The sequence below is a fragment of the Bacteroidota bacterium genome, from assembly GCA_016713765.1.
Taxonomy (GTDB): domain Bacteria; phylum Bacteroidota; class Bacteroidia; order AKYH767-A; family 2013-40CM-41-45; genus Pollutiaquabacter; species Pollutiaquabacter aromativorans.
Genome location: JADJON010000001.1, coordinates 1,508,883 through 1,525,519, shown reverse-complemented (window position 1 = coordinate 1,525,519; position 16,637 = coordinate 1,508,883). Strand labels below are relative to the sequence as shown.

15 protein-coding genes are annotated in these 16,637 nt (G+C 54.2%); 13 read left to right on the top strand and 2 right to left on the bottom strand.

The window, feature by feature from the left end; translation table 11 throughout:
* Positions 1–46 precede the first annotated feature (46 nt).
* The 5 genes from lpdA to IPJ96_05870 all read left to right on the top strand — a co-directional run bounded on the left by lpdA (position 47) and on the right by IPJ96_05870 (position 7,781).
* A complete protein-coding gene (gene lpdA, locus IPJ96_05890) occupies positions 47–1,450 on the top strand; it encodes a dihydrolipoyl dehydrogenase (protein ID MBK7909881.1) in 1,404 nt (467 codons plus the stop codon).
* Between the two features lie 252 nt (positions 1,451–1,702).
* On the top strand, positions 1,703–2,710 hold the full coding sequence (gene hemH, locus IPJ96_05885; protein ID MBK7909880.1) for a ferrochelatase: 1,008 nt from the start codon (positions 1,703–1,705) through the stop codon (positions 2,708–2,710).
* A 131-nt stretch (positions 2,711–2,841) separates the two neighbouring features.
* Positions 2,842–4,488, top strand: a complete 1,647-nt coding sequence (locus tag IPJ96_05880; protein ID MBK7909879.1) for a hypothetical protein — start codon at positions 2,842–2,844, stop codon at positions 4,486–4,488.
* A complete protein-coding gene (locus IPJ96_05875; protein ID MBK7909878.1) occupies positions 4,485–6,446 on the top strand; it encodes a hypothetical protein in 1,962 nt (653 codons plus the stop codon). Before IPJ96_05880 ends, IPJ96_05875 begins: the two co-directional genes overlap by 4 nt.
* A gap of 30 nt (positions 6,447–6,476) precedes the next feature.
* On the top strand, positions 6,477–7,781 hold the full coding sequence (locus tag IPJ96_05870; GenBank protein ID MBK7909877.1) for an anthranilate synthase component I family protein: 1,305 nt from the start codon (positions 6,477–6,479) through the stop codon (positions 7,779–7,781).
* A gap of 161 nt (positions 7,782–7,942) precedes the next feature.
* Here the strand turns inward: IPJ96_05870 and IPJ96_05865 are convergent, their stop codons facing one another.
* Positions 7,943–8,662, bottom strand: coding sequence for an IS110 family transposase (locus IPJ96_05865; GenBank protein MBK7909876.1), 720 nt, complete (start codon positions 8,660–8,662; stop codon positions 7,943–7,945).
* Complete coding sequence (locus tag IPJ96_05860) at positions 8,548–8,928, bottom strand: transposase (GenBank protein ID MBK7909875.1); 381 nt, start codon at positions 8,926–8,928, stop codon at positions 8,548–8,550. Before IPJ96_05860 ends, IPJ96_05865 begins: the two co-directional genes overlap by 115 nt.
* Before the next feature lie 380 nt (positions 8,929–9,308).
* On the opposite strand from IPJ96_05860, the gene tilS reads away from it, so the two are divergent.
* The 8 genes from tilS to IPJ96_05820 all read left to right on the top strand — a co-directional run bounded on the left by tilS (position 9,309) and on the right by IPJ96_05820 (position 16,570).
* Positions 9,309–10,667 carry a tRNA lysidine(34) synthetase TilS gene (gene tilS, locus IPJ96_05855; GenBank protein MBK7909874.1) on the top strand — a complete coding sequence of 453 codons (1,359 nt, stop codon included), beginning with the start codon at positions 9,309–9,311 and terminating at the stop codon, positions 10,665–10,667.
* A complete protein-coding gene (locus IPJ96_05850; GenBank protein MBK7909873.1) occupies positions 10,643–11,143 on the top strand; it encodes a hypothetical protein in 501 nt (166 codons plus the stop codon). Before tilS ends, IPJ96_05850 begins: the two co-directional genes overlap by 25 nt.
* Before the next feature lie 1,288 nt (positions 11,144–12,431).
* Positions 12,432–12,863, top strand: a complete 432-nt coding sequence (locus IPJ96_05845) for a GxxExxY protein (GenBank protein MBK7909872.1) — start codon at positions 12,432–12,434, stop codon at positions 12,861–12,863.
* A gap of 136 nt (positions 12,864–12,999) precedes the next feature.
* Positions 13,000–13,617, top strand: coding sequence for a PorT family protein (locus tag IPJ96_05840; protein MBK7909871.1), 618 nt, complete (start codon positions 13,000–13,002; stop codon positions 13,615–13,617).
* A 128-nt stretch (positions 13,618–13,745) separates the two neighbouring features.
* Positions 13,746–14,321, top strand: a complete 576-nt coding sequence (locus tag IPJ96_05835) for a LemA family protein (GenBank protein MBK7909870.1) — start codon at positions 13,746–13,748, stop codon at positions 14,319–14,321.
* Positions 14,321–14,782 carry a TPM domain-containing protein gene (locus tag IPJ96_05830; GenBank protein ID MBK7909869.1) on the top strand — a complete coding sequence of 154 codons (462 nt, stop codon included), beginning with the start codon at positions 14,321–14,323 and terminating at the stop codon, positions 14,780–14,782. The genes IPJ96_05835 and IPJ96_05830 overlap by 1 nt, the downstream gene beginning before the upstream one ends.
* A complete protein-coding gene (locus IPJ96_05825) occupies positions 14,779–15,570 on the top strand; it encodes a TPM domain-containing protein (protein MBK7909868.1) in 792 nt (263 codons plus the stop codon). Before IPJ96_05830 ends, IPJ96_05825 begins: the two co-directional genes overlap by 4 nt.
* Positions 15,571–15,616: 46 nt before the next feature.
* On the top strand, positions 15,617–16,570 hold the full coding sequence (locus tag IPJ96_05820; GenBank protein MBK7909867.1) for an ABC transporter substrate-binding protein: 954 nt from the start codon (positions 15,617–15,619) through the stop codon (positions 16,568–16,570).
* Positions 16,571–16,637 lie beyond the last annotated feature (67 nt).

The following is a 16,637-nucleotide window of genomic DNA, read 5'->3' as shown; positions in this document are numbered from 1 at the left end:
GGAAACGAACTTTTTCGGATTTTTCGGGTTTTCCTGACTACCTACCATGAACTCCTACGACGTCATCGTCATCGGCGCCGGTCCGGGTGGCTATGTAGCCGCCATCCGCTGCGCGCAACTGGGCATGAAGACGGCCCTGATCGAACGCTATTCTACCCTCGGCGGCACTTGCCTGAATGTCGGTTGCATTCCGTCGAAAGCCCTGCTCGATTCCTCGGAGCACTTTCACAACGCGGCGCATACGTTCAAGACGCACGGCATCGAGTTGAAAGACTTACAGGTCAACTTTTCGCAGATGATCGCGCGTAAAGCCGAGGTCGTGAAACAGAACACCGAAGGCATCAAATTCCTGATGAAGAAGAATAAGATCGACGTGTATCACGGTCATGGCTCCTTCGTTTCATCGACCAGGCTGAGCGTGAAAGCCGACGACGGGAAAGTCGAGGAACTGGAAACGAAGAACGTGATCATCGCCACCGGATCGAAGCCGGCCAGTCTGCCCGGCATTACCATCGATAAAGAACGCGTGATCACCTCCACCGAAGCCCTTAGCCTGAAAGAAGTACCCAAACACCTGATCATCATCGGCGGTGGCGTGATCGGACTCGAACTGGGTTCCGTGTATGCCCGACTGGGCGCCAAGGTGAGCGTGGTCGAGTACCTGGATTCGATCATCGCTTCGATGGACCGCGCGTTGGGTAAGGAATTGCAGAAGTCGTTGCAGAAACTCGGCTTCGAGTTCCACCTCAAGCACAAGGTCACCGGCGTGAGTGTGAAAGGCAAGAAAGTGACCGTCACCGGCGAAAGCCTCGACGGCAAAGCGCTCTCGCTGGAAGGCGACTATTGCCTGGTGAGCGTGGGGCGTCGTCCGTATACCGACCAACTCGGACTCGACAAGATCGGTATTACAGTAGATGAGCGCGGACGCATTCCGGTGAACGATCATATGGAAACCACCGTGCCCGGCGTCTATGCCATCGGCGATGTGGTGCGTGGAGCCATGCTCGCGCATAAAGCGGAAGAAGAAGGCGTGCTGGTAGCCGAGCAGATCGTCGGTCAGCAGCCACACATCAACTACCGCCTCATTCCCGGCGTGGTCTATACCTGGCCGGAAGTGGCGGGTGTCGGCTTCACGGAAGAAGAACTCAAGGCAGACGGACGCAAGTACAAATCCGGCAGCTTTCCGTTCAAGGCCAGCGGTCGCGCACGCGCCTCGATGGACCTCGACGGATTCGTAAAAGTGCTCGCAGACGCGGAGACGGACGAACTACTCGGCGTTCACATGATCGGACCCCGGGCGGCCGATATGATAGCAGAAGCCGTGGTGGCGATGGAATTCAGAGCAGCCGCCGAAGACATCGCCCGCATGAGCCACGCGCACCCGACGTACACCGAGGCATTCAAGGAAGCCTGTCTGGCAGCGACGGAGAATCGGGCGTTGCATGTGTAGGGGCGAGGGGCGTGGGACGAGGGACGAGGTGCGAGGGACGAGGGACGAGGGACGTGGGGCGAGGGACGAGGGACGAGGGACGAGGGACGAGGGACGTGGGGCGAGGGACGAGGGACGAGGGACGTGGGACGTGGGACGTGGGGCGAGGGACGAGGTGCGAGGGGCGAGATGCGAGATGCGAGGAACGATGAGATTATTGAAGAAACGATTTTAACGCGAAACCCGGAACGCGAAACCCGGAACTAAAAACCTATGCTTCACGGCATTCTACTGATCAACCTGGGTACACCGGATAGTCCCGCCACGGGAGATGTGCGGAAGTACCTGCGGGAGTTTTTGCTGGACCCGCGGGTGATTGACATCAATGCGGTGGGGCGTTGGTTGTTGGTGAATGGCATCATCGCACCATTCAGGGCTCCGAAATCGGCTAAACTGTACAAGGAGATCTGGACCGAACAGGGCTCTCCCCTCCTCTATTACACACGCCGACAGGCGGAGTTATTACAAGCCGCGCTGGGAACCAACTATCGCGTGGATTTCGCGATGCGGTATCAGTCACCGTCGATCCAGGCCGTGCTCGAAAAATTCCGGCAGTCGGGTGTATCCGACATCACCATACTTCCATTATTTCCACAGTACGCTTCGGCAACGACCGGTTCGGTGCACGAGAAGGTGATGGAAACCGTCGGTCGCTGGCAGGCGATCCCGGAGATCCGATTTATCAGCAGCTACTGCGACCTACCGGAGTTCATCGACGGATTTGTCGCGCTGGGCCGCAAGTACGATCCTTCGAAATACGACCACGTATTGTTCAGCTTCCATGGCCTTCCCGAACGGCAGATCCGAAAGGCGGACGATCACGGGCATTGCCTGAAAGACAATTGCTGTGCGGAACTGGGACCGCGCAACGCGAACTGTTACCGTGCCCAGTGTTTCCAGACTGCACGAAAGATCGCGGCGGGACTGGGTCTATCGTTCGAACAGTATACCGTCTGTTTTCAATCGCGGCTGGGCAAAGATCCCTGGGTGCGTCCGTACTCTGACGACATCATCCGCGAGCGCGCCAAAAAAGGCGACAAACGCTTACTGGTGTTTGCTCCGGCATTCACGAGCGATTGCCTGGAAACCATTCACGAGATCGGCGTGGAGTACGACGAATTGTTCCGCGAACTCGGAGGCGAGAAGATCCAGTTGGTGGAGAGTTTGAATGAGTCGGAGCTTTGGGTACGCGCGATGCGTAAGCTTGTGAGCCGGCATTAACATTTCCGACATTTTAGCGTGACTTATTCCGACGGGCCCGCATCCCGTTCGGACAGCACTTTTTCCGGTTCAGCGTTTTTCATTCTGCCAAATAAGCGGTGCAGGTACATCTTGGCGCAAAATTCAACATCATGCGCATTGCAAGACTCCGCCTACTCCTGTCATCACTGCTGCTGATCAGCCTGGGCACAAGAGCGCAGCCCATGCTTCGGGAATGGGCCACCTATCATGACGGGAATCTCAACGGGTACGATGTAGCCAGGGACATTCAGATTACCGATAGTCAGATGGTCGTCGTAACGGGTACGAGTTTCCATCTCTTCTCAGGCGGCAACTTCACCACCCTGCTGCTTGATGAACTCGGGAATGTCCGTTGGAAAGACCACTACTACAGTGCGGAAACCGGCGTGCTCAACGGCGGACAACGCATCCGTACCGCCAGTGGAAACGTCTTCTACGCGGTCGGAACGCTGGCGTTCCGAGCAGGCGACATCAGCCTGATGAAATATGGCCCGACCGGTCGGCGCTGGACGCAGAATTTCACACCCAGTTGGTTCAGCGACTATTTGGACGAAGGCATCGACCTGGCGCTGGACGGTGATGAAAACCTCTACGCGATCGGTGTGGCCACCTCGACTGCCGGCAACCTCAACGACGTCTATACGATCAAGTGCGACAGCAGTGGCCAGGTGATCTGGGAAGAAGACTACAGCGGAGCGTCGGGCGACGACTTCCCTGCACGGATATTGACCGGCCCCAGCGGTGGTTGTCATTCCCTTTCAGGATCGTTCAACTTCTTCGGAAGCGGTAACTACGACTTCACCTTACTGGAATACAATACGACGGGAACCCTGGTCAATACCCGGTATCTCGACGGCCCCGGCAACCGAAGCGATCACCCGCGCGATATCACATCGACCCTGGGCGGATGGTATGTCTGCGGGACCACGGCAACCACCAGCAACAACAACGACGCCTTGATCGGCCTCTTGAACGACAACGGTACGGCCGGCTGGCGACAGACCTATGCCGGAACCGCGAATCAGGGCGACACGGCCATCCAGATACTCGAAACCCAAACGGGCGATGTGGTCGCTTTGCTGCATAGCAAAGAACTCCTGAACGGCAGTTCCCGCGATGCCATCGTGGTACGCTGCTACGATGCGGGTGGAAACCTTCGCTGGTCCTGGACCACCTTTGGGAATGATTCGCTGGGCGCACTTCCGGCAGAAATGTTACTCGACGCGACGGGCACGATCATGCTTTGCGGAAGCTACACCAGCAGCGGTCAGCAAAGCAACGGACTGTTGGCCGCCATCGATGCCAACGGCCAGGAGCTTTGGATGACCGGCTTCGACGGAGGTTTCAACCAACACGACGGATTCACCGGCATTGCAATCGATACAATCGGCGGCATTTACGTATGTGGATATAGTCGCAACGGAATCGCCAACAGCCGGTATGTGATTGCGAAATACTCCTTCAATGGAACTACGGGTATACCCATGTCGGATGCGAAGCGAAACATCCGTGTATTTCCACAACCCGCGGCCCCCGGATCGATCATCTCCCTGGAACTTGGGGAAACCCTCCCTCCTGATGTTTACTCGTTGCTGATGACGGTCGAGGGCAAGACAGTCTGCGTTATGGAAAAGTTCGAGGTGAATGATCGCGTCCTCCGCCTCCAACTCCCTGCAACGATCGCTGCCGGCTCTTACCTGCTCGTTACGTCTACCGCTGCGCAAACATTTCGTCAAACCATCCTCGTTCAGCCATGATCCGATCCTTACTGCTCTGCTTGTCCATACTGGCCGCCCTGAATACAGTACACGCCGATCACCATGTCGCTATGGATCTTACCTACCGGGCGACCGGAGTTCAGGATCAGTATGAACTTACGGTCAAGTTCTTCCGGGATTGCAACGGCATGGCGATGCCGGCGGATGTGGTCGTCTGCTTCAACTCGGTCAGTTGCAATTTCCAGGGATCCGTCACGCTCAATCGTGTTTCGGGTCCGACGCTGGTGCCATTCCCTTCGTGCGTGGTGCCGCCACCCGGCGCCAGCAGTTGCAGCGGCGGGCCCGTGTATGGCGTGCAACAATCGGTCTTTCGCGGGTTGCTCACGCTACCGTATGCATGCAGCGACTGGAAGCTGGAGTATGTGCAGTGCTGCCGGAATTATGCCATCACCAATGTTCAGAATGCCGGAACGGAAAGTTTCTATTTACTGGCCACGCTCGACAACCTGAACTTCCCCGGCAACAGCTCGCCTGCTTACGCAACCATCCCGGTCACCATGTGGTGTACCGGCACTCCGTTCATCTACGACCACGGAGTTACAGAAACGGACGGAGATTCGTTAAGTTTCGAATTCACCAGTCCGATGGCGAAGAGCAACCTGGTTCCCTGCGACGTCAACGTACTCCCCTATCCGGTGACATTCACCGGTGGCTTATCCGCCACACAGCCCTTCTACACGGTTGCAGGCACCACGATCGATCCTGCCAACGGAGTAGTGCGTTGCATCGCCAATCAGGTACAGATCGGCGTCATGGATATATTGGTGAAAGAATGGCGAAACGGTCAGCTTGCCGGAACAACCCGGCGGGACATCCAGGTGTACTTTGGCGCTACCTGTCAGGCTTCGATTCCGGAGTTTGTGACCGGAGTCGTCAACGGCGTACCCAACGCGGTAGCGGTCACCTGCGGGGACACCAGCGTGTTACTGAACATCGATCGTGACATCTATTGCCATTCCGCTGCCCTTGACGGCACGGATTTCCTGGCGCTCGATGTCAACCAGGTTCCCTTGACCGTCACCCGGGCGGAGCCGGTCAACTGCGGCAGCGTTTTCACCCGCACCGTTCGCTTATACTTCGCTCAACCCTTGCAGGCGGGAGTATCGGTTGTATGGACCCGCAATGGCACCGACGGCAACACCCTCATCGGCTCCTGCTCCGACGCGATGCTGCTGAACGACTCCGTCAACCTGGTGGCAGCGCCTTGTAATCCGCTCAACGCGGGGTTTGCAGCAGGACTTGCCGGACTTTGCCTGAACGGCTGTACCGACTTCACCGATCAATCGCTGGGCAATCCGACGTCCTGGTCCTGGACTTTCCAGGGCGCGGACCCGCCCACGAGCACCTTACAAAACGTGCCCAGTGTATGCTATGATTCCGCCGGCGTTTTCGATGTGCGGCTGATCATTTCCAACGGTAGTAATACCGATACACTGGCGTGTGTGGGTTGTATCACGGTGTACCCCCGACCCGTTCGTCCGCTGATCACCGTCTCGAACGACACCCTCTTTGTTGACCCCTCCTACAGCAATTTCCAATGGTATCTTTCCGGGCAACCGATCGCAGGCGCCACGCAGTCGTTCTATGTGATGCAAGTCGGAGGAGTGTATTCTGTTACCTCGGACGATCCGAACGGATGCCCTGCCCCGATTTCCAACATCGACATCGTCTTGGGTGTACCAAATGCTCCGGCCACAATGCCGGTTGTTGTCAGCCTCAGTAGTGGTTGGATCGCTGTGCGGGAAATACCGGCTGCATTCCAGGACGGACATCTTCGGGTGTACAATCTGTTGGGCCGCCTGGTTCGGGAAGAGCGAATATCGGGAACGACCGCGCTGTTCGACTTATCGGCGCATCCGGATCATTGGCTGCTAATCGAGTTGATCGGAAAGAACGACGCGGTTTACCGGGTACGTTTGGTGCGAACAGGCTGGTAGCCGGAAGCGTCGTCCTGCTATCTTTGCGGCATGTCGCAGCGCAGGATCATTCGCCTTCCCGGAGTTCCGGATCGAGCTGAACTGCTGCGTCGATTATCCGACGAACCGGTATTGATGCTGCTCGATTCGAATAAAGCCTTGCAGGAGCAGCCAGACCGATTCAGCCGGTACGATCTTTTGCTAGCCTTTGGCGTAGACGAACAGGTAGCGGCCGGTGAGCGTCCGTTCGAGCGCTTGCAGGAGCGTATTGCGACTACAGGCGACTGGTGGTTCGGGCATTTTTCCTACGAGTTGAAGAACCGGATCGAACGATTGAAATCGGAACATCCGGATCCGATAGGGTTTCCGGAACTTTTCTTCTTTCGTCCCCGCGTAGTGCTGGTAGTACGAGGCGGCGAAGCCTGGCTAGAAGTGTCCGGTCTGATGGAGGAATCGGCTGCCGAATCGATTGTACGAAGGATCCTGGATCCCGGCAACGAATCTCCGGCTATTGCCACACGCGTCCTGATCGAGCCCACCGTATCCAGGGAAAACTATGGATACAACTTCCAGAAATTGCAGGAGCACATCGCGCGCGGCGATATTTATGAAGTCAACTATTGCGTCCCCTTCGAAGGAATCGCGGTATCCTTTGACCCGATCAGCACCTATTCCCGACTGACCTCCCTCTCCCCGATGCCGTTTTCCGGATACTACCGGGAGAACGACCGGCACCTGCTGTGTGCCAGTCCGGAGCGGTTCCTGTGTAAGCGCGGCAATCAGTTGCATTCGCAACCGATCAAAGGAACGGCACGCAGGCACAGCGACCCGGAAGCAGACCGCGCGGTACGAGTCGCATTGGCGAACGATCCGAAAGAACAGTCGGAAAATGTCATGATCGTCGACCTCGTACGCAACGACCTTTCCCGCCATGCCGCGAAAGGCAGCGTACATGTGGAGGAGTTGTTTGGCGTTTACAGCTTCCGGAACCTGCACCAACTCATCTCCACCGTGAGCGCGGAGTTGCGCGAAGGGCATTCGTCCATTGCCGCTCTTCGCGATTGTTTTCCTATGGGATCCATGACCGGCGCGCCGAAGATCCGCGCGATGGAACTCATCGAAGCCTGCGAGAACCGCAAGCGCGGACTGTACTCCGGAGCGATCGGCTACTTTGCACCTGAGGGTGATTTCGATTTCAATGTGGTCATCCGGAGCATCCAGTACAATGCCGTGAATCGATTGGTTTCGTATACAGCGGGAAGCGCGATAACCGCGCGCGCCGAAGCAGATCGCGAGTACGATGAGTGCTTGTTGAAGGCGGAGAGTATGCGGTTGGCGGTAGGCAGTAGGCAGTAGGCAGTAGGCGGTTGGCGGTTGGCGGTGGGCGGTTGGCGGAGGGCAGTAGGCAGTTGGCAGTAGGCAGTTGGCAGTAGGCAGTTGGCGGTTGGCGGTGGGCGGTGGGCGGTGGGCGGTTGGCAGTTGGCAGTTGGCAGTAGGCAGTAGGCGGTTGGCGATTTCTATGCCACTTGCAAGCCTTTCTTCACATAATTTCTCTTTTCCTTAACACAGGCGAATATGCGGTGTATAAGCTTGTTTCGGATGGCATTGATCACTAACATTTTGTTCTTTCCTTCTTTCACCCTTCGATCGAAGTAATCTTTAAACTCTCCGGACCTGCTGATCGAACTTAGGGACGCAAGGTGCAGCATGGTTTTCATTTCCTTGTCCGCAAGGTGGGATACTCTGCTTTTACCCTTCAGGCTTGTTCCGGATGTGTGCTCAAAAGGGGCGACGCCGACATGACAGGCATATTTCTTAGCATCGATGATCTTATTGAACTCGTCAGTTGACACCAGGATCTTGGCAGCCGTGATTGGGCCGATATTCGGAACGGAAGTGATGTAGCTAAAAAGTTCCTTCAATTTTTCATCGCTAAGGATCACTTTGTGAATAGCTGCCGTCAAAGCTTTGATGTCGTTCTTCAGCGCTGCCAATGAGGATCGAAAGCTTCGCTTTAAAGTAGCTAGATTCTTCTTTAAGCCAAGACCTGCCAGCTCTTCAATCGGGGTAATCAGGATAAGCTTTGCCTTAATGAGACGAGCTCTTTGTGATAGCAGGCTCTTTAAGGATTTGATGATTTCTCGAGACGGAATCCAGAGATTTGCTTGTTCCTGATGAAGGAAGGCATACTTTGCGATTCGGCCTGCATCAATCTTATCACTTTTCCCGCGGACCATACCGATTGACCTTTTATCCGAAGTGCTGATTCTAACCAAACATGGAATCCAAGTTTGCAAAGCACTTCTACCAAGTGAATATTATAGACTCCCGTATGCTCCAGACAAACAAGTGTCTTTCGGGGATCGAGCTTTAGACTCTTGAAGAATAGTTGAAGCTTTTTGGGACTGTTTTCCAAAGTCCCGTCGGACCGAACCTCGCCAAGAATGCAGAAGTCGACCGTAGCTTTGCTGACGTCAATGCCGATGATGTGTTCAAATTTCATAGCTTTGGTTTTTGAGTATCGTTAACACATTGAATATGCTCAAGTCCTTGATAACGGGTCGCGAGCCCAAATTTCTATCGGAGTCTTATTCAATGAACTGACAGGGGTTCCCAATCGCCAAATAGGTCTTACCTGGGAATGTGTTGGATCGCCCCTGTCAGTGTTAACTTATCTACAAGTTACATTAGATATCAACTCCCCCTAGAACCCCCTGTTTATAGTAGTAATAGGAGTGTAAGAATGGTGGAAGTAAAGCTAAAGGGATTGTTGGATGGGGATTTTGTGGTGATTGGAGTTTTGCGGAAGATGAGAAACAGTGGGAGAAACAGTGTGAGTGAGCAGTGAAGGGGAACAGGATTGATTAACTTCGTCCGTTGTTTATGGCTAAGCAAGGCGACCGGCTGATTATTTCGGTTACGGAATTTATCCGTCGGCATCGCCTGTTCGGGAAGCAGGACCGGATGCTGGTGGGCGTAAGCGGCGGGATGGATTCCATGGTACTGGCCGATGTGCTGCATCGCACCGGCTACCGGATCGGCATTGCGCATGTGAACTTCAGATTACGCGGTCACGAATCGGAGCAAGACGCGCTGTTCGTTTCGGACTGGGCGAAAAGCCGTGGGATTCCGGTTCATCCACTGGAAGCATCCGCCAAAGACTACGCCCGAACCCATCGCCTGGGTTTACAGGAAGCGGCGCGCGAGATCCGCTACAAGTACTTCGAAAAAATCTGCCGACAGGAAGATTATCAACTGGTCGCGGTCGCCCATCATCGCGATGATGCGATCGAAACATTCTTCATGCACCTGATGCGTGGCGCAGGACTGCGAGGGTTGAGCAGTATTCCAATCAGGCAAGCCAAGGTTGTCCGCCCCTTGTTAGGAACTGAACGGGCGGAGATCCGTTCCTATGCCAAACGAATGAAGCTGAGCTGGCGGGAGGATTCGAGCAACCAGGAAGAGTACTACGAACGCAACCGGATCCGTAAACACCTGCTACCTAAACTCGAGGCACATGCTGAATCGGGTCTCGCAGGCATCAGCCGCAGCCTGGACCACCTGCGATTTGCCCGGGAGGTTTTTGAACATGCGATTTCCGGTATGCGGAAGCGATATGTTCGAACCTTACCGGATGGCACCCGATACCTTTCGTTACCGGAATTGCGCGATCATCCGTTCGGCGGTCCCCTACTCCATGAACTGCTGCGCGGAAGTGGTTTTGAGCCGGGTGAACCTGAAAAAGTGCTGCAGGCCCGCCGATCCGGGATCCGGTTCAAGACACAGGCTGGCTATCTGATGATCGACCGGGAGCGGCTGATCCTGCACCCCTTCGACGTTGTGGCGAACGCTGAACGGAGGATTGGACCACGCACGCGGAAGATCGAGCTGACGGGCGGCGCCTTGAATATTTCCAGAAAAAAATGGCAGCCGGCAGCCGAAATCCCCAATTCTCCGGGGGAATATTGGCTGGACCTTGCTCAACTCACCTTTCCCCTGACCGTACGTCCCTGGAAAGCCGGTGACCGGTTTCGTCCGCTCGGGATGAAAGGCAGCCGGAAGCTGAGTGATTACCTGACCGACCGCAAGTATTCCCTCCGCCAGAAAGAAAAGGTGCAGGTTTTGTTGTCGGAAGGCCGGATCGTGTGTATCTTAGGAGAGCGGATTTCAGAGGACGTCCGCATCACGGACTCCACCCGGAACATCCTCCGATTGCAATGGTCACCCATCATCAAGCCATAAGTCCGCTCTACGAAGAAAAGCAGTACCTCGGGTACAACTCGCTTTCGCTCCTGCGCAGGCTGATGTTGACGCTTTTCTGTTTCGGAGTTTACTGGTGGAAGAAAATGAATAACCAGAATGGCGATCTGTTTTTCTGGCTGGGCGTGGGCATCATCGTGGTTTCGATCCTGTTGTTGTTCGTGCTGCACCTGAAGATCAAAGTTTACAAGACGCACATCGAGCTCGACGGACTCTGGACCGCGCGCACGGTGCGCATTCCCCTGGCAGACATCGTCAAAATCGAACGCTTGAAATACAGCCGTTATCATTTGAACAATCCTGTTTTCAATTTGCACTTGAAGAACACCATCCGTTTTTACACAGGCGGCAACGACGCGGTAGAGATCACCGACAAGAGCGGCACCCCCTACCGGATCGGATCGCAGCATGCGGGGGCGTTGGAGACGGCGGTGAGGAAGGCGATGAGCGGGATCTGATTGGCTAGGTTCTCTTTTGTATCTTTTCGTCGTACTCCACCCATGTGACTGGGATTCGGGTGATTTTTGAGGGTTGGGGATTCTGCGAATATTTGAAGTAACAAGACTATTTTTTCAATTAGGCTTTTCGTCGTACTCCACCCATTTGACTGGGATTCGGGAGATTTTTGGGGTTTGGGGATTCCGCGAATATTTGAAGTATCAAGACTATTGTTTCAATTCGGCTTTTCGTCGTACTCCACCCATTTGACTGGGATTCGGGAGATTTTTGGGGTTTGGGATTCTGCGAATATTTGAAGTATCAAGACTATTGTTTCAATTCGGCTTTTCGTCGTACTCCACCCATTTGACTGGGATTCGGGAGATTTTTGGGGTTTGGGATTCTGCGAATATTTGAAGCAACAAGACTATTTTTTCATTTCGGCTTTTCGTCGTACTCCACCCATTTGGCTGGGATTCGGGTGATTTTTGGGGTTTGGGGATTCTGCGAATATTTGAAGTAACAAGACTATTTTTTCAATTCGGCTTTTCGTCGTGCTCCACCCATGTGACTGGGATTCGGGTGATTTTTGGGGTTTGGGGATTCTGCGAATATTTGAAGTATCAAGACTATTTTTTCAATTAGGCTTTTCGTCGTACTCCACCCCTATGACTGGGATTCGGGTGATTTTTGGGGTTTGGGGATTCCGCGAATATTTGAAGTAACAGGACTATTTTTTCATTTCGGCTTTTCGTTGTACTCCACCCCTATGACTGGGATTCGGGAGATTTTTGGGGTTTGGGATTCTGCGAATATTTGAAGCAACAAGACTATTTTTTCATTTCGGCTTTTCGTCGTACTCCACCCATTTGGCTGGGATTCGGGTGATTTTTGGGGTTTGGGGATTCTGCGAATATTTGAAGTAACAAGACTATTTTTTCAATTCGGCTTTTCGTCGTGCTCCACCCATGTGACTGGGATTCGGGTGATTCTTGGGGTTTGGGGATTCCGTGAATATTTGAAGCACAATCACGCTGAGGTAACCAGCGTTCTGTTTTGAAATACCGCAATAAATTGTCTCCGGATCATTCAGTAAGATATACTTATTGCACTAACCATAATACAGGATATATCTTTTATGCTGGTTGTTTTGAAATTCATCTGCTTTCAATACATCAGCCATCTGTATATCATTCGCATACTCTTCATGAATCAATTGATCTAAGGGCAACATTAAATTTGCATTCGAACCATGCAGGCAGTACGAGCGCTTCAGAAATCAAGAGTCGCTTTACAGTATCCTAGTTCATGCAGAAAGAGGAACAACTAACCTACACTTTTAAATACGCTGCCCTTACCGGGAGAATCATCAAATGCGCGATGGCTGTGCATTCCGCATTGGGGAACGGTTTTCAGGAGGTGATCTATCAACGGGCCATGGGAATTGAAATGCGTTTGGATGAAATTCATTTCGAACGAGAAAAGGAAATGCCCATCCACTACAAGGGGCGTAGGATTGGGACAAGGAGGGTCGATTTCCTTGTCGAGGGAATAATTGCCGTCGAATTCAAGGCAACTACCAAGTTCGACAATTATCACATCAACCAGGCGATGAATTATCTCGAAGCATACAACCTGGAAGTCGGATTACTCATTAACTTCGGAGAGCGAAGTCTGAACTTCCGGAGACTTACTAATAAAAAGCACAAACCCACTGCTTCACAATCCTCCCACCACTGAATAAACCTCTGAAACTTCATTTTACTCACTATTTGGGCCTCACTAAAAATTGAATTTGACTTCCGTCCTGCTTTACTAATTTTTGGACAATATTGAGTTCAGAAAACAGTTAAACTAGTACATCTATGCCACTGTCATGAATAGCAACCTCTTCCGCTCTCTTTTTCTTTCATTGTCGCTGCTACTGGCGCTTTCCTCCTCCGCCCAGATGGCCGTAAACCCGCAGGTGGGCATGACTTTGCAGGCTCTGCGTGATTTGGGGGACGGCATTGATGTCGATCGCCGTGCCGGGTTCTTTGGCGGTATCGATTTCCGGATCGGAAACAGGGTGTATTTCCAGCCGGGTTTGTTCTTCATGCAAGGCGGGACGCTGACCAAGCCGGATACGGTCGTGAGCGGCGGTGACCTGCTTGTTTACAGGAACGCAGCGAAGGTAAAGACGCTGATCGGGGCCGACCTGATCCGCAAACCCTTGTTCCGGCTGCGGCTCAACGCGGGCGTTTCATTCGACTACCATTTCTCGTATACGGTCAAGGAAGGCGATACCGACCTGAGTATCTACCGCGACAACAGTTTCAACTTCGAAACCGGGCTGGGCGCCGACATTTACCGTTTCACCGTGGAGGCGGGCCGTTCCCTGGGACTCTCCGACGCCTTTGACGTGACATACTACGATCGGAACCTGAACGAATTGCACCCGCGCTACGAGTACTGGTACCTGACTGTCGGCTTCCGACTGGGCGGCGGCTTGTGATTTCAGCTTTCTCCTGTAGGATTAACGAATAGTTAACGTAGTTTGCAATAACTTTGCAGGCTGTTCGTCATTCCTCCTTGTTGGAGTCGGACAAAATTTAACCGCTCGAAACTTCACACACCTAAACCATGAAAAAGTATCTTATTTGGATCATCCTTGGCCTGCTTGTCCTCTGGGGCGTTGGCGGCTACAACGGACTTGTCAGCTCGCGCGAAGGCGTGAACAAAGCCTGGGCGAATGTCGAGACGCAATACCAGCGTCGTTCCGACCTTATCCCGAACCTGGTAGCAACCGTCAAGGGTGCAGCCGACTTTGAAAAGTCCACCCTCGAAGCGGTGACGCAGGCGCGCGCGAACGCGACCAGCATCAAGATCGATCCGAACAACCTGACCCCGGAAAAACTCCAGGAGTTCCAGCAAGCTCAGGCCCAGTTGGGCGGAGCACTCGGCCGACTCCTTGCCGTAGCTGAAAACTACCCGCAACTGCGCGCGGTGCAGAACTTTACCGACCTGCAGGCGCAGTTGGAGGGCACCGAAAACCGGATCAACGAAGCGCGTCGTCAGTACAACGAGGCTGCCCGTGATTATAACATTTCCCGTGCGAAGTTTCCCCGGGTGATCCTCGCCAACCTGTTCGGCTTCAAGGACCGTCCGTACTTCGAAGCTGACAAAGGCGCCGAGAAAGCTCCGGAAGTGAAATTCTGATGGCCTCCGACGGACGCTTCACCGATGCCGAGCACCGGCAGATCCTCGACGCCATTGGGGCGGCCGAGCGACTGACCTCCGGCGAGATCCGACTGTTTGTGGAAGATGTATGCGGCGAGAACGTACTCGATCGCGCCTCCTACATCTTTCATGAATTGAAAATGGACCGCACGGCGGAGCGGAACGGCGTCCTTTTTTACCTGGCCCTGGAAGCACGACAATTCGCCATCCTGGGCGACGCGGGCATCAACCGAAAGGTGCCGGAGGATTTCTGGCATTCGATCAAGCTGGAGATGGAACACCGCTTCGCGCTGGGAGAATTCGTGGCCGGGCTGTCCAATGGCATCGAACGCGCGGGCGCAGCCCTGGCGGAACACTTCCCGCGCAAACACGATGACAAGAACGAGCTGCCCGACGAGATCGTCTATGGCGGCAAACTGAAGGACCGACATCCGCGATGAAACGAATCCTGGGATTCCTGCTCCTGCTTCTGCCCTTCCTTGCGACGGGACAAGACGAGGATTTCCCTGCACGGGCGAATACGCTGGTGAGCGACTACACCGGCACCCTCGCTCCCGGCGAGCGGGACGCACTGGAACGCAAACTGGTCGCGTTCGACGATTCGACGAGCACGCAGATCGCCGTGGTCATCATCAGCTCGGTCGGCAACTACGACATCGCCGATTACAGCGTTCAACTGTTCAACCGCTGGAAGATCGGCCGGCAGGACAAGAACAACGGCGTCCTGGTGCTCGTTGCAAAGGATGATCGCAAGGTCTTCATCACGACCGGTTACGGAATAGAAGGTGTACTTCCCGACATCCTTTGTAAACGGATCGTCGATCAGGACATCGTTCCGAATTTCAAGGCCGGGAGTTTTTACGGCGGCCTCGAACAAGGCACCAATTCGATCATGTCGATCGTCAGCGGTGAATTCACGGCCGACGCTTACATGAAGAAAGGCAAACAGGCGAAGCAGTTCCCCTGGTTCTTCGTGCTGTTGTTCATATTAATCGTCTTCATCAGCGTCATTGCCAACGTCCGCAGAGTATCCCGTTATGCGAGCCGGAACAACCTCGCCTTCTGGGCGGCCTGGACCCTGCTCAATGCTGCCGCGAATCGCAGTCGCGGTTCCTGGGGAAATTTCTCCGGCGGAAGCGGCTGGGGTGGCGGCGGATTCGGCGGTGGAGGATTCGGTGGCTTTGGCGGTGGAGGTTCAGGCGGCGGTGGCGCCGGCGGCTCCTGGTAAGGTCCGCTTACTGAACTTAAGCGGACGGATTCTGTTACCTTGCGGTATGATCCGACGACTGTTACCGGGAGCATTTCTCCTGGCGCTATTTCTCTTTTCCTGTCAACCTTCCACGAAGAACAATTCCGGAAAATCTGTTCCGGTCGTCGGCTTTTTAGACCTGCTCGAAGACGCTACGCTGGCGGAAGCCAAGAAGGGGTTCTTTGTGGCGCTGAAAGACAGTGGCTTCTCCGCCACCGACGGCACACTGGAGGTGATCTATCGCAATGCGCAGAACGATCAACCGACGCTGCTGCAGGCCTGCGATTACATCCTCTCCAAACAACCGGACCTGATCGCAACCAATCCGACACTCAGCACGATCACGGCGGTACAGCGAACGAAGGTTATTCCCGTTTTCATGATGGTGAGTCCACGACCCGATATCGCCGGACTGGCGGATGCGCAAGGGAATTGGCCCGCCAATCTCTATGGTACCTACGAGACCCTGGAATATATCGACACCTCCGTCCTGCTGATCAAAGAAATCCTGCCAGAGGCGAAGCGCATTGCGACGACCTACAATCAGTCGGAACCGCAGTCGATGGACGCGCTGGAACGCATCGAGAGCGTATGTAAAGCGCAGGGCTGGACCTTGATCAAACGTCCGGTCAACAACAGCAACGAAACCCAGTTAGTCGTGGCGGCCTTGCTGAACGAAAAGCCGGATGCTTTCTTCGCCTTACCCGACAACACCGTCTTTTCCAGCATGGAAGTGATCGTACGCGCCTGCGACGAAGCGAAAGTGCCGGTGTTCACTTCCGAAGAAGGTCTCGTGAAACGCGGGGCCGTCGCGGCTTACGGAGCGGACCTGTACCAGTGGGGCTACCAAAGCGGCGCGATGGCCGCACGCATGTTGAAGCAGGGAAATGCTGACGGACTTACGCCGGAAGCGTTGAAGGTGCGGAAGCGGGTGGTGAATGAGGAGAAACTAAAAAGCCTCGGCGTTGCTTTGCAATAATGGAAAGTGCAAAAGTACACCAAGGAATTGAATAAAAGTAGAATGTTGCAACCCCAGACTAGCACCC

Coding starts and splice junctions, on each gene's coding strand:
- IPJ96_05865 (MBK7909876.1), bottom strand. CDS start 8,662: ATGGTCCGCGGGAAAAGTGATAAGATTGATGCAGGCCGAATCGCAAAG.
- tilS (MBK7909874.1), top strand. CDS start 9,309: ATGGCTAAGCAAGGCGACCGGCTGATTATTTCGGTTACGGAATTTATC.
- IPJ96_05830 (MBK7909869.1), top strand. CDS start 14,321: ATGGCCTCCGACGGACGCTTCACCGATGCCGAGCACCGGCAGATCCTC.
- IPJ96_05835 (MBK7909870.1), top strand. CDS start 13,746: ATGAAAAAGTATCTTATTTGGATCATCCTTGGCCTGCTTGTCCTCTGG.
- hemH (MBK7909880.1), top strand. CDS start 1,703: ATGCTTCACGGCATTCTACTGATCAACCTGGGTACACCGGATAGTCCC.
- IPJ96_05845 (MBK7909872.1), top strand. CDS start 12,432: ATGCAGAAAGAGGAACAACTAACCTACACTTTTAAATACGCTGCCCTT.
- IPJ96_05880 (MBK7909879.1), top strand. CDS start 2,842: ATGCGCATTGCAAGACTCCGCCTACTCCTGTCATCACTGCTGCTGATC.
- IPJ96_05870 (MBK7909877.1), top strand. CDS start 6,477: ATGTCGCAGCGCAGGATCATTCGCCTTCCCGGAGTTCCGGATCGAGCT.
- IPJ96_05850 (MBK7909873.1), top strand. CDS start 10,643: ATGGTCACCCATCATCAAGCCATAAGTCCGCTCTACGAAGAAAAGCAG.
- IPJ96_05875 (MBK7909878.1), top strand. CDS start 4,485: ATGATCCGATCCTTACTGCTCTGCTTGTCCATACTGGCCGCCCTGAAT.
- IPJ96_05825 (MBK7909868.1), top strand. CDS start 14,779: ATGAAACGAATCCTGGGATTCCTGCTCCTGCTTCTGCCCTTCCTTGCG.
- IPJ96_05840 (MBK7909871.1), top strand. CDS start 13,000: ATGAATAGCAACCTCTTCCGCTCTCTTTTTCTTTCATTGTCGCTGCTA.
- IPJ96_05860 (MBK7909875.1), bottom strand. CDS start 8,928: ATGAAATTTGAACACATCATCGGCATTGACGTCAGCAAAGCTACGGTC.
- IPJ96_05820 (MBK7909867.1), top strand. CDS start 15,617: ATGATCCGACGACTGTTACCGGGAGCATTTCTCCTGGCGCTATTTCTC.
- lpdA (MBK7909881.1), top strand. CDS start 47: ATGAACTCCTACGACGTCATCGTCATCGGCGCCGGTCCGGGTGGCTAT.